Origin of the sequence: Citrobacter sp. T1.2D-1 (assembly GCF_950098555.1) — a bacterium.
Classification (GTDB): Bacteria; Pseudomonadota; Gammaproteobacteria; order Enterobacterales; family Enterobacteriaceae; genus Citrobacter_A; species Citrobacter_A telavivensis.
On sequence record NZ_CATNHH010000023.1, the window covers coordinates 57,540 to 72,681 of the forward strand.

At 54.9% G+C, this 15,142-nt stretch carries 17 protein-coding genes; 7 read left to right on the plus strand and 10 right to left on the minus strand.

The features are described 5' to 3' along the window. Nucleotides 1–16: 16 nt before the first annotated feature. Both mepM and znuA read right to left on the minus strand, forming a co-directional pair. A complete protein-coding gene (gene mepM / locus QQZ17_RS16425) occupies nt 17–1,339 on the minus strand; it encodes a murein DD-endopeptidase MepM (RefSeq protein WP_052746907.1) in 1,323 nt (440 codons plus the stop codon). A 15-nt stretch (nt 1,340–1,354) separates the two neighbouring features. Beyond that, nucleotides 1,355–2,299 (minus strand): zinc ABC transporter substrate-binding protein ZnuA, encoded by a 945-nt coding sequence (znuA, locus tag QQZ17_RS16430; protein ID WP_152406308.1) that lies wholly within the window; start codon nt 2,297–2,299, stop codon nt 1,355–1,357. A gap of 78 nt (nt 2,300–2,377) precedes the next feature. On the opposite strand from znuA, the gene znuC reads away from it, so the two are divergent. Further along, nucleotides 2,378–3,133, plus strand: coding sequence for a zinc ABC transporter ATP-binding protein ZnuC (gene znuC, locus QQZ17_RS16435; protein ID WP_152404117.1), 756 nt, complete (start codon nt 2,378–2,380; stop codon nt 3,131–3,133). After that, nucleotides 3,130–3,915, plus strand: coding sequence for a zinc ABC transporter permease subunit ZnuB (gene znuB / locus QQZ17_RS16440; RefSeq protein ID WP_152404115.1), 786 nt, complete (start codon nt 3,130–3,132; stop codon nt 3,913–3,915). Before znuC ends, znuB begins: the two co-directional genes overlap by 4 nt. 91 nt (nt 3,916–4,006) lie before the next feature. On the opposite strand, the gene ruvB is transcribed toward znuB, so the two are convergent. From ruvB to aspS, 6 genes are all read right to left on the minus strand, one after another. Beyond that, entirely contained in the window at nt 4,007–5,017 is a 1,011-nt protein-coding gene (gene ruvB / locus QQZ17_RS16445) for a Holliday junction branch migration DNA helicase RuvB (RefSeq protein WP_152404113.1), read from the minus strand. Between the two features lie 8 nt (nt 5,018–5,025). Next, nucleotides 5,026–5,637 (minus strand): Holliday junction branch migration protein RuvA, encoded by a 612-nt coding sequence (gene ruvA, locus QQZ17_RS16450; RefSeq protein ID WP_152404111.1) that lies wholly within the window; start codon nt 5,635–5,637, stop codon nt 5,026–5,028. Nucleotides 5,638–5,714: 77 nt separating this feature from the next. Next, the gene (ruvC, locus tag QQZ17_RS16455; protein WP_152404109.1) at nt 5,715–6,236 is read right to left on the minus strand and encodes a crossover junction endodeoxyribonuclease RuvC; all 522 of its coding nucleotides are present in this window, start codon (nt 6,234–6,236) and stop codon (nt 5,715–5,717) included. Between the two features lie 34 nt (nt 6,237–6,270). Next, nucleotides 6,271–7,014: a YebC/PmpR family DNA-binding transcriptional regulator gene (locus QQZ17_RS16460; protein WP_152404107.1), complete on the minus strand. Its 744-nt coding sequence runs from the start codon at nt 7,012–7,014 to the stop codon at nt 6,271–6,273. A 137-nt stretch (nt 7,015–7,151) separates the two neighbouring features. Next, nucleotides 7,152–7,604 carry a dihydroneopterin triphosphate diphosphatase gene (nudB, locus tag QQZ17_RS16465; RefSeq protein ID WP_152406307.1) on the minus strand — a complete coding sequence of 151 codons (453 nt, stop codon included), beginning with the start codon at nt 7,602–7,604 and terminating at the stop codon, nt 7,152–7,154. A gap of 117 nt (nt 7,605–7,721) precedes the next feature. Then, a complete protein-coding gene (gene aspS / locus QQZ17_RS16470) occupies nt 7,722–9,494 on the minus strand; it encodes an aspartate--tRNA ligase (RefSeq protein WP_152404105.1) in 1,773 nt (590 codons plus the stop codon). Nucleotides 9,495–9,757: 263 nt separating this feature from the next. Here aspS and QQZ17_RS16475 point away from each other — a divergent pair, with 263 nt between their 5' ends. From QQZ17_RS16475 to cmoB, 5 genes are read left to right on the plus strand one after another with little or no spacing between them, the layout of a single operon-like run. Further along, on the plus strand, nt 9,758–10,324 hold the full coding sequence (locus tag QQZ17_RS16475) for a hydrolase (RefSeq protein ID WP_152404103.1): 567 nt from the start codon (nt 9,758–9,760) through the stop codon (nt 10,322–10,324). Next, a complete protein-coding gene (locus tag QQZ17_RS16480) occupies nt 10,321–11,139 on the plus strand; it encodes a DUF72 domain-containing protein (protein ID WP_152404101.1) in 819 nt (272 codons plus the stop codon). Before QQZ17_RS16475 ends, QQZ17_RS16480 begins: the two co-directional genes overlap by 4 nt. Nucleotides 11,140–11,190: 51 nt before the next feature. Further along, on the plus strand, nt 11,191–11,586 hold the full coding sequence (locus QQZ17_RS16485; protein WP_042318401.1) for an MAPEG family protein: 396 nt from the start codon (nt 11,191–11,193) through the stop codon (nt 11,584–11,586). Between the two features lie 40 nt (nt 11,587–11,626). Continuing rightward, entirely contained in the window at nt 11,627–12,370 is a 744-nt protein-coding gene (gene cmoA / locus QQZ17_RS16490; RefSeq protein ID WP_152404099.1) for a carboxy-S-adenosyl-L-methionine synthase CmoA, read from the plus strand. Further along, nucleotides 12,367–13,335: a tRNA 5-methoxyuridine(34)/uridine 5-oxyacetic acid(34) synthase CmoB gene (gene cmoB, locus QQZ17_RS16495; RefSeq protein WP_152404097.1), complete on the plus strand. Its 969-nt coding sequence runs from the start codon at nt 12,367–12,369 to the stop codon at nt 13,333–13,335. Before cmoA ends, cmoB begins: the two co-directional genes overlap by 4 nt. A gap of 307 nt (nt 13,336–13,642) precedes the next feature. On the opposite strand, the gene cutC is transcribed toward cmoB, so the two are convergent. Both cutC and QQZ17_RS16505 read right to left on the minus strand, forming a co-directional pair. Then, on the minus strand, nt 13,643–14,389 hold the full coding sequence (cutC, locus tag QQZ17_RS16500; protein WP_152404095.1) for a copper homeostasis protein CutC: 747 nt from the start codon (nt 14,387–14,389) through the stop codon (nt 13,643–13,645). 2 nt (nt 14,390–14,391) lie between these two features. Continuing rightward, the gene (locus QQZ17_RS16505) at nt 14,392–14,961 is read right to left on the minus strand and encodes a VOC family protein (protein ID WP_152404092.1); all 570 of its coding nucleotides are present in this window, start codon (nt 14,959–14,961) and stop codon (nt 14,392–14,394) included. Between the last annotated feature and the right edge of the window lie 181 nt (nt 14,962–15,142).

The following is a 15,142-nucleotide window of genomic DNA, read 5'->3' on the forward strand; positions in this document are numbered from 1 at the left end:
TTAACGTCAGGAGTGATTAATCGAAGCGTAACTGCGGCAGAACCTCTTTCACCTGCGCCAGGTAATCGGTACGATCTTTACCGGTCAGACCTTCGGTACGCGGCAGCTTCGCCGTCAGCGGGTTAACCGCCTGCTGGTTGATCCACACTTCATAGTGCAGATGTGGACCGGTAGAACGCCCGGTGTTACCGGAGAGCGCGATACGATCGCCACGTTTGACCTTTTGTCCTGGTTTCACCAGCAGCTTACGCAGGTGCATGTAGCGCGTGGTATAGGTACGACCATGACGCACCGCCACATAATACCCAGCCGCCCCACTGCGCTTCGCCACGACGACTTCACCGTCACCCACGGACAGCACCGGCGTCCCCTGCGGCATCGCAAAATCCACACCTCTGTGCGGCGCGACACGTCCGGTAACCGGGTTAGCTCGACGCGGGTTGAAGTTAGACGAAATGCGGAACTGTTTCGCCGTCGGGAAACGCAGGAAACCTTTCGCCAGCCCGGTACCGTTGCGGTCATAAAACTTACCGTCTTCGGCACGGATAGCGTAGTAATCTTTACCTTCTGAACGCAGCCGCACGCCCAGCAACTGGCTCTGCTCGCGCTTGCCGTCCAGCATTTCACGGGACATCAGCACAGAGAACTCATCGCCTTTTTTCAGTTTGCGGAAGTCCATCTGCCACTGCATCGCTTTGATCACCGCACTGATTTCCGCGCTGGTCAGCCCGGCATCTTTCGCACTGGCCACGAAGCTGTTGCCGACGGTACCTTTCATCAGGCTGTTTACCCAGTCACCCTGCTGCGTTTCAGCGCTCATCTTAAAGCCGTTCGCCGCAGTACGGTCATAGGTACGGGTTTCACGACGCGACATTTCCCACGTCAGACGCTGTAAATCGCCGTCGGCGGTCAGCGTCCAGGAGAGCTGTTGACCAATCTTCAGATTACGCAGTTCTTTATCGGAGGCGGCAAGCTGGGTGATATCCCCCATATCAATGCCGTACTGATTCAGAATGCTGCTGAGGGTATCACCCGTCGAAACAACATATTCATGAACGCCCGCTTCCCCTGAGGTTTTGTCGTCCAGCTCATCCTGAGGAATGGCTTCATCTTCCTGTGCAGCCTGATCGATAGGCTCGCTGGCCTCCGGGAGCAGTGAACGAATTTCGCTCTTCTCCAGTTCGATCGTTTTAACAATGGGGGTGGATTCCGGGTGATAAACATAAGGCCGCCAGACGGCAACGGCCAGTGTCAGAACAGTAAGCGACCCCAACATGACGCGATGGGGTCTTGGCAGATTATTAAATGCCAGGGCGACAGAGCGGGCTATCTGTTGCACGTATTCACTTCCTCATTAATCTCCTTTCAGGCAGCTCGCATACTGGTTCGCTAGTTGGTTCAAGAACGCTGAATAGCTCGTTTTACCCAGTTTGATATTTGTCCCGAGGGGATCCAACGTTCCCATTCGAACGGATGTCCCTCTCGCAACGGCTTCAACGACCGCTGGCCTGAACTGTGGCTCAGCAAAAACGCAGGTTGCTTTTTGCTCAACCAACTGTGTTCTTATTTCATGTAAACGCTGCGCACCAGGCTGTATCTCAGGGTTGACGGTAAAATGACCCAGCGGAGTGAGTCCGTAGTGTTTTTCGTAATAGCCATAGGCGTCGTGAAAAACGAAATAGCCTTTACCCTTGAGCGGTGCGAGCTCGTTACCGACCTGCTTATCGGTTGCGGCTAATTGTGCCTCAAAATCCTTCAGGTTGGCGTCAAGTTTGGCTCGACTTTGCGGCATAAGTTCCACTAATTTTTCATGGATTGCAACCGCTGAGGCCCGCGCTATCTCTGGGGAGAGCCAAAGATGCATGTTGTAATCACCATGATGGTGATGCGCATCACCTTTTTCGGCGTGCCCATGATCGTGGTCATGGTCATCATCATCATCATCTGCCCCTTTCATGAGCAACGGTTTCACATCTTTGAGCTGCGCAATCGTTACCTGTTTAGCTTCGGGAATATTACTGACGGACTTTTCCATGAACGCTTCCATCTCAGGTCCAATCCAGACAACTAAGTCCGCGCCCTGTAAGCGTTTTACGTCAGATGGACGCAGTGAATAGTCATGTTCGGATGCCCCATCCGGAAGTAAGACTTGTGTATCCGTGACGCCATCAGCAATGGCAGAAGCAATGAACCCTAATGGCTTAAGAGAGGCGACAACAGCGGCATTTGCCGCCTGTGTTGCACTGCCCCAAAGAGCGGCGGATAATGCAGCGAAAAGAAGCGTATTTTTATGTAACATAATGCGACCAATCATCGTAATGAATGTGAGAAATGTGATATTATAACATTATATAACTTCTGCAAGACTAAAATTGACATGACGACTTTGGTTTCACTGGAAAATGTCTCGGTCTCTTTCGGTCAGCGCCGCGTCCTTTCTGACGTGTCGCTCGAACTGAGACCCGGAAAAATTTTAACGCTGCTCGGCCCAAATGGTGCCGGGAAGTCAACGCTGGTTCGGGTCGTCCTCGGGCTGGTAGCCCCGAATGAAGGGGTGATCAAGCGTAACGGCAAGCTGCGAGTTGGCTACGTTCCGCAGAAATTGTATCTTGATACCACCCTGCCGCTCACCGTCAGTCGTTTCCTGCGCCTGCGCCCCGGAACGAAGAAAGATGACATCCTGCCAGCTCTGAAGCGCGTGCAGGCCGGGCATCTGATTGACGCGCCAATGCAAAAGCTCTCCGGAGGAGAAACGCAGCGCGTACTTTTAGCGCGTGCGCTCCTCAACCAGCCGCAACTTCTGGTGCTTGATGAACCCACTCAGGGCGTGGATGTCAACGGCCAGGTCGCGCTGTATGACCTTATCGATCAGCTACGTCGCGAACTGGATTGCGCCGTGCTGATGGTGTCTCATGACCTGCATCTGGTGATGGCAAAAACGGACGAAGTGCTGTGTCTGAACCATCATATTTGCTGTTCAGGCACCCCTGAAATCGTTTCCATGCACCCGGAATTTATCTCGATGTTCGGCCCTCGCGGCGCGGAACAGCTGGGGATTTATCGTCATCATCATAATCATCGCCACGATCTACAGGGTCGTATTGTGTTGCGCCGGGGAAATGGTCACTCATGATTGAATTATTACTGCCTGGCTGGTTAGCCGGGATCATGCTGGCCTGTGCGGCAGGTCCGCTGGGTTCGTTCGTCGTCTGGCGTCGGATGTCCTATTTTGGCGATACGCTGGCGCATGCGTCGCTGCTTGGCGTCGCCTTCGGTTTGTTGCTGGATGTGAATCCTTTCTATGCGGTCATTGCCGTCACGCTGATGCTGGCGGCGGGTCTGGTGTGGCTGGAGAAACGCCCTCACCTCGCCATTGATACACTGCTTGGCATTATGGCGCACAGTGCACTGTCGCTGGGTCTGGTGGTGGTCAGCCTGATGTCAAATATTCGCGTGGATCTGATGGCCTACCTGTTTGGCGATCTGCTGGCCGTGACGCCGGACGATTTGATCTCTATCGCCATTGGCGTGGTTGTCGTGCTGGCAATCCTCTTCTGGCAATGGCGCAATCTGCTGTCGATGACCATCAGCCCCGATCTGGCGTTTGTCGATGGCGTGAAGTTGCAGCGCGTGAAGCTTCTGTTGATGCTGGTCACCGCCTTAACCATTGGCGTGGCGATGAAGTTCGTCGGGGCGCTGATCATTACCTCGTTGCTGATTATCCCTGCGGCCACGGCGCGTCGTTTTGCCCGTACGCCGGAGCAGATGGCGAGCGTTGCGGTAGGGATTGGGATGATAGCGGTTACAGGCGGGCTGACCTTCTCGGCCTTCTACGATACCCCTGCGGGTCCGTCAGTCGTGCTGTGCGCCGCAGTGCTGTTTATTTTCAGTATGATGAAGAAGCAGGCAAGCTGACGGGGTGTTGCCGGATGGCGGCGCTGTCGCGACTTATCCGGCCTACGTGGTTTGTAGGCCCGATAAGCGAAGCGCCGTCAGGCCCGAGAAATTACGGCATTTCCGGCGGCGTAATACCAAAGTGATTCCAGGCGCGCACTGTCGCCATTCTTCCGCGCGGCGTGCGTTGCAAAAAGCCTTGCTGAATCAGATACGGCTCCAGCACATCCTCAATCGTTTCACGCTCTTCGCCGATGGCCGCCGCCAGGTTATCCAGCCCGACCGGCCCGCCAAAGAATTTGTCGATCACCGCCAGCAGCAGCTTGCGGTCCATGTAATCAAACCCTTCGGCATCAACGTTCAGCATATCCAGCGCCTGCGCGGCAATATCAGCGGAAATGGTACCGTCATGTTTCACTTCGGCAAAATCCCGCACGCGTCTGAGCAGGCGGTTAGCGATACGCGGCGTTCCTCGTGCACGACGCGCCACCTCCAGCGCCCCCTCATCGCTCATCTCCAGGCCCATAAAGCGCGCACTGCGGCCAACGATATACTGAAGATCTGGCACCTGATAAAACTCCAGACGCTGCACAATACCAAAACGATCGCGCAGTGGTGAAGTCAGTGAACCCGCGCGAGTCGTCGCGCCAATCAGGGTAAACGGCGGCAGGTCGATTTTAATCGAGCGCGCCGCCGGTCCTTCACCGATCATAATATCCAGCTGATAATCTTCCATCGCCGGATAGAGCACCTCTTCCACCACCGGTGACAGCCGGTGGATCTCATCGATAAACAATACGTCGTGGGGCTCAAGGTTGGTCAGCATCGCGGCCAGATCGCCCGCTTTTTCCAGCACCGGGCCAGACGTGGTGCGCAGATTGACGCCCATTTCATTGGCAACGATGTTGGCAAGCGTGGTTTTCCCCAGACCGGGAGGACCAAAAATCAGCAGGTGATCTAGTGCATCGCCACGCAGTTTTGCCGCCTGGATAAAAATCTCCATCTGCGAGCGCACCTGCGGTTGACCGATGTACTCTTCGAGTAGTTTCGGGCGAATGGCACGATCGGCAACCTCTTCGGGGAGGGTGGCAACTGCCGAAATCAGGCGATCTGCTTCTATCATCCTTTACCTCATAACGCGGCGCGCAGGGCTTCGCGTATCAGTGTTTCACTGCTGGCATCCGGGCGAGCGATTTTACTCACCATGCGGCTGGCTTCCTGTGGTTTATAGCCCAGCGCCACCAGCGCCGCAACCGCTTCCTGTTCAGCATCGTCCGACGTCGGGCTCGCTGGCGAGGTCAGCACCAGATCGGCGGCTGGCGTAAAGAGATCGCCATGCAGGCCTTTAAATCGGTCTTTCATTTCAACAATCAGTCGTTCAGCGGTCTTTTTGCCGATGCCTGGCAACTTGACAAGTGCGCCCAGCTCTTCACGTTCGACAGCGTTAACAAACTGCTGTGCGGACATCCCGGACAGGATGGCCAGCGCCAGTTTTGGCCCGACGCCGTTGGTTTTGATGAGCTCTTTGAACAGCGTGCGCTCTTGTTTATTGTTAAACCCGTACAGCAGTTGTGCGTCTTCACGCACCACGAAGTGGGTAAAGACAACGGCTTCTTTTCCGGATTCCGGGAGCTCATAAAAACAGGTCATTGGCATATGCACTTCATAGCCAACGCCGCCCACTTCGAGTAACACCAGCGGGGGTTGTTTTTCCAGAATGATGCCTCTGAGTCTGCCTATCACGTTACGCTCCTGCGTTGGGCCGAAAGTAAAGCCGTATCATAAAAAAAGGCTGGATAAATATCCAGCCTCATTTGTTATTATCGCAAGCGACCTCGCGCCAGATTAAGCCTGGATTCACTCACTTGCATCGCATTCTGACTGACGTGGCAGTGGGTAATGGCGATGGCCAGCGCATCTGCCGCATCCGCCTGTGGATTCGCTGGCAGTTTCAGCAAGGTTCGCACCATGTGCTGCACCTGACTTTTCTCTGCACTACCAATACCGACTACCGTCTGCTTCACCTGACGTGCCGCGTACTCAAATACCGGCAGTTCCTGGTTGACCGCCGCCACAATCGCCACCCCGCGAGCCTGCCCCAGCTTAAGCGCAGAATCGGCGTTCTTCGCCATAAACACCTGCTCGATGGCAAAGTAGTCGGGCTGAAACTGGGTGATGATTTCCGTCACGCCGGCATAAATCAGCTTAAGGCGCGACGGAAGATCGTCGACTTTGGTACGAATGCAGCCGCTGCCGAGATACGTCAGTTGTCTGCCTGTCTGACGAATCACGCCGTAACCGGTAATGCGGGAGCCCGGATCAATACCGAGAATGATGGACATCACGCGCCTCCGGTGGTAACGGGGTTAAGCCACATCATTCTAATGTAGCGGCAACCTCATCAGAGATCTCACCGTTATGGTAAACTTCCTGCACGTCATCACAGTCTTCCAGCATGTCGATCAGACGCATCAGTTTCGGTGCGGTTTCCGCATCCATGTCTGCTTTAGTTGATGGGATCATAGAGACTTCAGCGCTGTCGGCTTTCAGCCCAGCCGCTTCTAAAGCGTCACGCACTTTACCCATTTCTTCCCATGCCGTGTAGACGTCAATTGCCCCATCATCAAAGGTCACAACGTCTTCCGCACCCGCTTCCAGTGCCGCTTCCATGATCGCGTCTTCATCCCCTTTTTCGAAGGAGATCACGCCCTTTTTGCTGAACAGGTAAGAAACAGAACCATCCGTCCCCAGGTTACCGCCGGTTTTGCTGAAGGCGTGGCGCACTTCGGCAACGGTACGGTTACGGTTGTCAGACAGGCATTCAATCATGACCGCCGTGCCGCCAGGGCCGTAGCCTTCATAGATGATGGTTTCCATGTTCGCATCATCATCACCGCCCACGCCGCGTGCGATTGCACGGTTCAGAGTGTCACGGGTCATGTTGTTAGCCAGCGCTTTGTCGACTGCCGCACGCAGACGCGGGTTCGCGTCCGGATCGCCGCCGCCCAGTTTTGCTGCCGTCACCAGCTCACGAATGATCTTGGTGAAGATTTTGCCGCGCTTGGCATCTTGCGCCGCTTTACGATGTCTGGTGTTGGCCCATTTACTATGACCTGCCATAAAAGTTCTCCATTTCCCGTTGCCTTTCAGCCCTCAGGTGCGTTGGCTGCACCCGCTCGCCCCCATCACTGACTCAAGTAAGCTTAGGGTGACTCCCGGTCTTGCCGCCTTCCTGAGAACTGAAATTCCAGGGAAAACTATTTAAGGTTAATTACAAATTCTTCAATCGCCTGCCGGTTGCTCCATGACTTGGTGAGTGCCGCGGCAGCGGGCGCATCGAGCCACTGGTAGGCCAGATGTTCGCTAAAAACGATCTGACGCTCGTGCGGCAGCGCAAGGCAGAACCAGGATTCTGTATTGCGCACCACGCCCGGAGCATAGCGATGACGTAAATGTGAAAAAATTTCAAACTCCACCGTGCGCTGACAGTCAATTAAGGTCAGTTGCTCAGACGCAACGTCAATGGCGACCTCTTCCTTTACTTCGCGCAAAGCGGCCTGCGACGCGGTCTCCCCCTCTTCCACACTGCCGGTCACCGACTGCCAGAATTCAGGATCGTCGCGTCGCTGCAACATCAGCACCCGTTTCGTCTCTTGGGCAAAGATCACGACCAGGACAGAAACAGGACACTTATACACTTTATCCTTCACGCCGCCTCTTTGTTGGCTGCCTTCGTTCATCCCATTCACATAGTTATCTATGCTCATGGGAATTCACTCAGTTGCCGCCGCGATGCAGCGCGAATGATTTCGTGTATATCTGCCATATCAGTTTTTCTCTTCCTTTTTAACCACGTCGATACCCAACTCAGTCAGAGCCGTCTGGTTCGCAAAGCTCGGTGCTTCAGTCATCAGACAGGCCGCAGCGGTGGTTTTCGGGAACGCAATAACGTCACGAATATTATCGGTGCCGGTCAGCAGCATGGTCAAACGGTCAAGACCGAATGCCAGACCTGCGTGCGGCGGCGTACCGTATTTCAGCGCGTCTAACAGGAAGCCAAACTTCTCACGCTGTTCCTGTTCATTGATGCCCAGAATGCCAAACACGGTCTGCTGCATTTCACCACTGTGAATACGCACGGAACCGCCGCCCACTTCATAGCCGTTGATGACCATATCGTAGGCGTTCGCCACCGCGTCTTCCGGTGCCGCTTTCAGTTCGCTCGCGGTCATGTCTTTGGGTGAGGTGAACGGGTGGTGCATTGCGGTCAGACCGCCTTCGCCGTCGTCTTCAAACATCGGGAAGTCGATGACCCACAGCGGTGCCCATTTCGTTTCGTCAGTCAGGCCCAGGTCTTTGCCCAGTTTGAGGCGCAGCGCGCCCATAGAGTCGGCAACCACTTTCTTGTTGTCCGCGCCGAAGAAAATCATATCGCCGTCTTGCGCCGCGGTACGATCCAGAATGGCTTCCACGATTTCAGCGTTCAGGAACTTGGCAACAGGGCTGGTGATCCCTTCCAGACCTTTCGCGCGCTCGGTGACTTTAATGTAAGCCAGACCTTTCGCACCGTAGATCTTAATGAAGTTACCGTAGTCGTCGATCTGCTTACGACTCAGAGCGGCACCGCCCGGTACGCGCAGCGCAGCAACGCGTCCTTTCGGATCGTTTGCCGGACCGGAGAAGACCGCGAATTCGACGGCTTTCAGCAGGTCGGCAACATCCACCAGTTCCATCGGGTTACGCAGGTCTGGTTTATCGGAACCATAACGGCGTTCGGCTTCAGCAAAGGTCATGATCGGGAAATCACCCAGTTCCACGCCTTTCACATCATTCCACACGCTGCGCACCAGCGCTTCCATCACTTCACGCACCTGTTCGGCAGTCATGAAGGACGTTTCCACATCGATCTGGGTAAATTCCGGCTGACGGTCAGCACGCAGGTCTTCGTCGCGGAAACATTTGACTATCTGATAGTAGCGGTCAAAACCGGACATCATCAGCAGCTGTTTGAACAGCTGCGGAGACTGCGGCAGCGCGTAGAATTTACCTTTGTGCACACGCGAAGGAACCAGATAGTCACGCGCACCTTCCGGCGTGGCTTTGGTCAGCATCGGAGTTTCGATGTCGAGGAAACCGTGATCGTCCATAAAGCGGCGCACCAGGCTTGTGATCTTCGCACGGGTTTTCAGGCGTTGAGCCATTTCCGGGCGACGCAGATCCAGATAGCGGTACTTCAGACGCGCTTCTTCGGTGTTTACGTGGTTGGAGTCAAGCGGCAGTGATTCAGCACGGTTGATGATCGTCAGCGAAGAGGCCAGCACTTCGATTTCGCCCGTTGCCATCTCGCCATTGACGTTTTTCTCGTCACGTGCACGCACGGTGCCCGTCACCTGGATGCAGAACTCATTACGCAGTTCAGAGGCCAGCTTTAACGCGTCCGCACGATCCGGATCGAAAAACACCTGCACGATACCTTCGCGATCGCGCATGTCGATGAAGATCAGGCTACCAAGATCACGACGACGGTTGACCCAACCACACAGAGTCACCTGCTGCCCCACGTGGGACAAACGGAGCTGTCCGCAATATTCTGTACGCATGAGATATCCCTTAATTAGCCGCAGGCGGATTGTCGCCTGTCTTGCAGGCCACGATGTCGCAGCTTTAACTGTATGTCACAACTGAATGAAAAAGGCGGCTATTATACTGGAAATTCTGCCGCACGATAAGTCCGGTACTGACTGTACGCCTGTTTCCTGGACGGGCCTTGCGAATTCTCACAAAAAATAACAAAAATTGTCGCTCCTTACACACGCAATCGCGATTAAGGTGTAACGGAATCTTGATTTTGACGGGAGTTACCATGTTACAACTGAACGCTAAAACGACAGCCCTGGTCATTATTGACCTGCAGGAAGGGATCCTGCCCTTCGCCGGCGGCCCTCATTCAGCCAATGACGTGGTGGCGCGCGCCGCGCGACTGGCGCAGACATTTCGAGCTAAAGGCTCTCCGGTGGTGATGGTCCGCGTGGGCTGGTCTGACGATTACGCCGAAGCGCTCAAACAGCCCGTTGACGCACAGGCCCCGGCTAAAGCGCTACCGGAAAACTGGTGGACGTATCCAAAGGCGCTGGGCAAGGCCGACAGCGATCTGGAAGTCACCAAACGCCAGTGGGGCGCATTCTATGGCACAGACCTGGAGCTTCAGTTACGCCGTCGCGGTATCGACACCATCGTGCTGTGCGGGATTTCGACCAACATCGGCGTCGAGTCCACCGCGCGTAACGCCTGGGAGCTGGGCTTTAGCCTGGTGATTGCCGAAGACGCCTGCAGTGCCGCCAGCGCCGAACAGCATCAGAACAGCCTGACCCACATCTTCCCTCGCATTGCGCGCGTGCGCCGTGCAGAAGAGATCGTCAACGCCTTATGATCTACATTGGCCTGCCGCAATGGTCGCACCCGAAGTGGGTGCGTCTTGGCATTACGGGTCTTGAAGAGTATGCCCACCACTTTAACTGTGTGGAGGGCAACACCACGCTGTACGCGCTGCCAAAAGCGGAGATCGTGGCACGCTGGCACGCGCAAACGACCGATGCGTTCCGTTTTTGTTTTAAATTTCCGGCGACCATTTCTCATCAGGCAGCGTTGCGCAACTGCGATGATTTGCTCCACGAATTTCTGACCCGGATGTCACCGCTGGAAACCCGCATTGGTCAGTACTGGCTGCAATTGCCCGCCAGCTTTGGTCCACGCGATCTCCCTGCCCTCTGGCATTTTCTCGATGCCTTGCCGCAGACGTTTACCTACGGCGTCGAGGTGCGCCACCCAGAGTTTTTCGCCAAAAGCGACGCGGAACAGCAGCTCAATAGCGGGCTGCATCAGCGCGGAGTCAATCGGGTGATCCTCGACAGTCGTCCGGTACACGCGGCCCTTGCGCATAATGAAGCCATCCGCGATGCCCAACGCAAGAAACCGAAGCTGCCGGTGCATGCCGTCGTCACCGCGAACCATCCGCTGGTGCGCTTTATCGGCAGCGATGACATGCGGCAAAACCGGGAATTTTTTGCCGCATGGCTAAAAAAATTACCGCTCTGGGAGCAAACCACCACGCCGTATCTTTTTTTACATACTCCGGATATCGCGCAGGCTCCAGAACTGGTCGACACTTTGTGGCAGGACTTACGTACCGCCTTACCGGACATCGGAACTGCTCCGTCCATTCCACAGCAATCTTCTCTTTTCTGAAATTGCCACCTATCATAGACAGTGCCATCAGCCATTTTAAAGGGAGTTTGTATGGTAAGCGCGCTGTATGCCGTTTTGGGTGCGTTGTTGTTGATGAAGTTTTCTTTTGACGTTGTCCGCCTGCGGATGCAATACCGCGTTGCCTATGGCGACGGCGGCTTCAGTGAACTCCAGACCGCCATCCGCATTCATGGTAATGCGGTGGAATACATTCCCGTCGCGTTAGTGCTGTTGCTGTTTATGGAAATGAACGGCGCAGAAACCTGGATGGTGCACATTTGCGGCATTATTCTGCTCGTGGGTCGGCTGATGCATTATTACGGTTTCCACCACCGTCTGTTCCGCTGGCGTCGCTCAGGCATGAGCGCCACCTGGTGCGCGTTGCTGCTGATGGTGTTGGCGAACCTTTGGTATATGCCGTGGGAGTTGGTTTTCTCCCTGCATTAGCGCACAATACGCCACTTTATTTTTCCCGGATTTTTACGTTATGTCTCACCGCGACACGCTTTTTTCTGCGCCAATCGCCAGCCTGGGCGACTGGACTTTCGATGAACGGGTAGCCGAAGTCTTCCCGGATATGATCCAACGTTCTGTCCCCGGCTATTCCAATATTATCTCGATGATTGGTATGCTTGCCGAGCGCTTTGTGCAGCCGGATACGCAGGTTTACGACCTGGGCTGTTCGCTGGGTGCAGCGACGCTCTCTGTGCGTCGCAATATTCATCATGAAAACTGCAAAATTATCGCCGTTGATAACTCCCCGGCGATGATCGAACGCTGCCGCCGTCATATCGATGCTTACAAGGCGCCGACACCCGTCGAGGTCGTGGAAGGCGACATCCGCACGATTACCCTCGAGAACGCCTCAATGGTGGTACTGAATTTTACCCTGCAATTCCTTGAGCCACCGGAGCGCCAGGCGTTGTTGGATAAGATTTATCAGGGGCTGAATCCGGGCGGTGCGTTGGTACTGTCGGAAAAATTCAGTTTTGAAGATGCAAAAGTCGGTGAACTGCTGTTCAACATGCATCACGACTTCAAGCGGGCAAACGGCTACAGCGAACTGGAGATCAGCCAGAAGCGCAGCATGCTGGAAAATGTGATGCTGACCGATTCGGTCGAAACCCACAAGGCGCGCCTGCGCCAGGCCGGTTTTGAGCACAGCGAACTGTGGTTCCAGTGCTTTAACTTTGGCTCCCTGGTGGCGCTAAAAGCTGGGGCGAGCGCATGATCGACTTTGGTAACTTCTATCAGCTGATTGCCAAAAATCATCTTGCCCACTGGCTGGAAACACTTCCCGCGCAGATAGCCACCTGGCAGCGCGATCAGCATGGTCTCTTCAAGCAGTGGTCAAACGCGGTGGAATTTCTGCCGGAACTGACGCCGTACCGTCTGGATTTATTGCACAGCGTGACGGCGGAAAGTGAAGAGCCGCTAAGCCCAGGGCAACTCAAGCGTATCGATACCCTGATGCGAAATCTGATGCCGTGGCGTAAAGGGCCGTACTCGCTGTATGGCGTGAACATTGATACCGAATGGCGCTCCGACTGGAAATGGGATCGCGTGCTGCCACATTTGTCAGACCTGACCGGGCGTACAATTCTGGATGTCGGTTGCGGTAGCGGCTACCACATGTGGCGCATGATTGGCGCGGGGGCACATCTGGCCGTCGGCATTGACCCAACACAACTGTTCCTGTGCCAGTTTGAAGCGGTGCGTAAACTGTTGGGTAACGATCAGCGTGCGCATCTGCTGCCGCTGGGCATAGAACAACTGCCAGCGTTGAATGCGTTTGATACCGTCTTTTCGATGGGGGTGCTTTACCATCGCCGCTCACCGCTGGAGCACCTCTGGCAGTTGAAAGATCAGTTGGTGAAAGACGGTGAACTGGTGCTTGAAACCCTGGTAGTGGAAGGCGACGAAAACACCGTACTGGTGCCGGGCGACCGCTACGCGCAGATGCGTAACGTCTATTTCATCCCTTCCGCACTGGCGCTTAAAAACTGGCTGGAGAAATGCGGCTTTGTCGATGTTCGCATCGCAGATGTTTGCATCACCTCAACCGAAGAGCAGCGTCGTACCGAGTGGATGGTTACCGAATCGCTGGCCGACTTCCTCGACCCGAACGATCACAGCAAAACCGTTGAAGGTTACCCTGCCCCGTTACGCGCGGTATTGATTGCACGTAAACCGTGATGTTGTGGGTCGTAGGCCGGATAAGGCGTTAGCCGCATCCGGCGTTTTGCCGGAGGCGCTTCGCTTATCCGGCCTACGGTTTCTGATGGAATAAGGTTCTTTCTCCAAAATAGTTCGGTTTGCAACAAGGCGGCGACACAGCGAATCCCTGGGAGCTTACATAAGTAAGTGACCGGGGTGAGCGCGGAAAGCCAACACAGTTGCAGGCCTAAATATGCAGGAGAAAGATAAAAAAAGGCCCCTGTTGAATGGGCAGGGGCCTGGTACGAGCAAGCATCATATTGGGCGACATGATGCAACGGTAAAATCATTTGGCCTGATGGCGAACCATGATTCCTTTCATTTCAGCAACCGACTTGCCGTCTACCGCATAGCGGGAATATTCATCCGCTTGCTTATCTGTCGACATTGACAGACCCTGATTGCGATAACGCATCGGCGAAGCCATCAAGGTTCCGGCGGAGCTATGTACTTCCCGTACCCCGACATCCAGGAAACGCGACAGATTTTCTGCGCGAACCCCCGCTCCGGCCATAATGATTGGAGCACCGGGTTGAGCAATAAGTTCCAAAATATTTGCTAAACCTTGCACTGCATCAGATTTTTGCCCCGACGTCAGCACTCTGGCGATCCCCAATTCTGCGAGATTCTTCAGTGCATTTAACGGATTAGCACACATGTCAAAGGCGCGATGGAAGGTCACGGCCAGTGGACCCGCTGCAGCCATAATCTGCTGCATACGCGGCATATCGACATGACCATCAGGGTCAAGAATCCCCGTCACCAGTCCAGGAAAACCCAGCTCACGCACGGTCCGTACATCATCCAGCATCGCAGCGAACTCGCCGTCGGTATAACAAAAATCCCCACCGCGTGGACGGATGATCGGATGTACAGGAATCGTCACCGCCTGACGGACCGAGCGTAACACGCCCAGTGACGGCGTTAAGCCCCCCTCCTTTGGCGCGGCGCACAGTTCAATGCGGTCCGCACCGTTTTGCTGCGCCGTGAGCGCGCACTCCATGCTGTAACAACAGATTTCCAACAATGCCATATTCACTCCTGTTGCTGTTCGCTAGCGACAATCGCCTCAATCGACCACGGGTGGAACTTGACGGTCACCTTCCCGTCAGTGACCGCCAGCGTCGGGTTCGACAGACGTTCATGTTCCCCTTTCGGTGAACTGGTTTTCACAAAAATGCCCGGCTGGCTCAGCCCGTCATCCGAAAGCAGCGCCAGCGCGCGCGCGTTCAGGGTTTCAGGATCGCCCGGCAGGACGATTTCAATATGTTCCCACCCTTCATGAGGATACCGCTTTTCTCCGGGCCACGGCAGTTCCACCACACAAAAACGCCAGTGCGCGACGCACACCGGCTCATGCAGTTTAAACAGGCAAATCGGTCTGCCGTTGATGGTATTTTCCGACAACAGCTCACCACACTGTTCAAATCCGCGACGCCAGCGTTCGGCAGTGGCATCCTGATGACAGCGCAAAGAAATGTGATCGGCCTCAAGCGGTGAAACATCCAGACCGAGGCGAGTGGAAAGTTCTGTGAACGCCTGAGTGAATCGCGGTAAATCTGCGGAAATATCATGCAGTTCGTCAATGGTCTGCCAGTTCGCCATAATAAGAGCTCTTATCGGTGTACAAAGCCGCTAATTTACTCTGTTGGCCTCTCGCAACCAACCGTAGATTACGGGTTTTGCGGTATGCATGCTTATGCACTCCTTTAACGCTTATTTTCTGCGCACGCTTGCGGCTGTGCAGTGCTGACGCAGGGGGGCATTTGCAGTATACTCCCGCCCT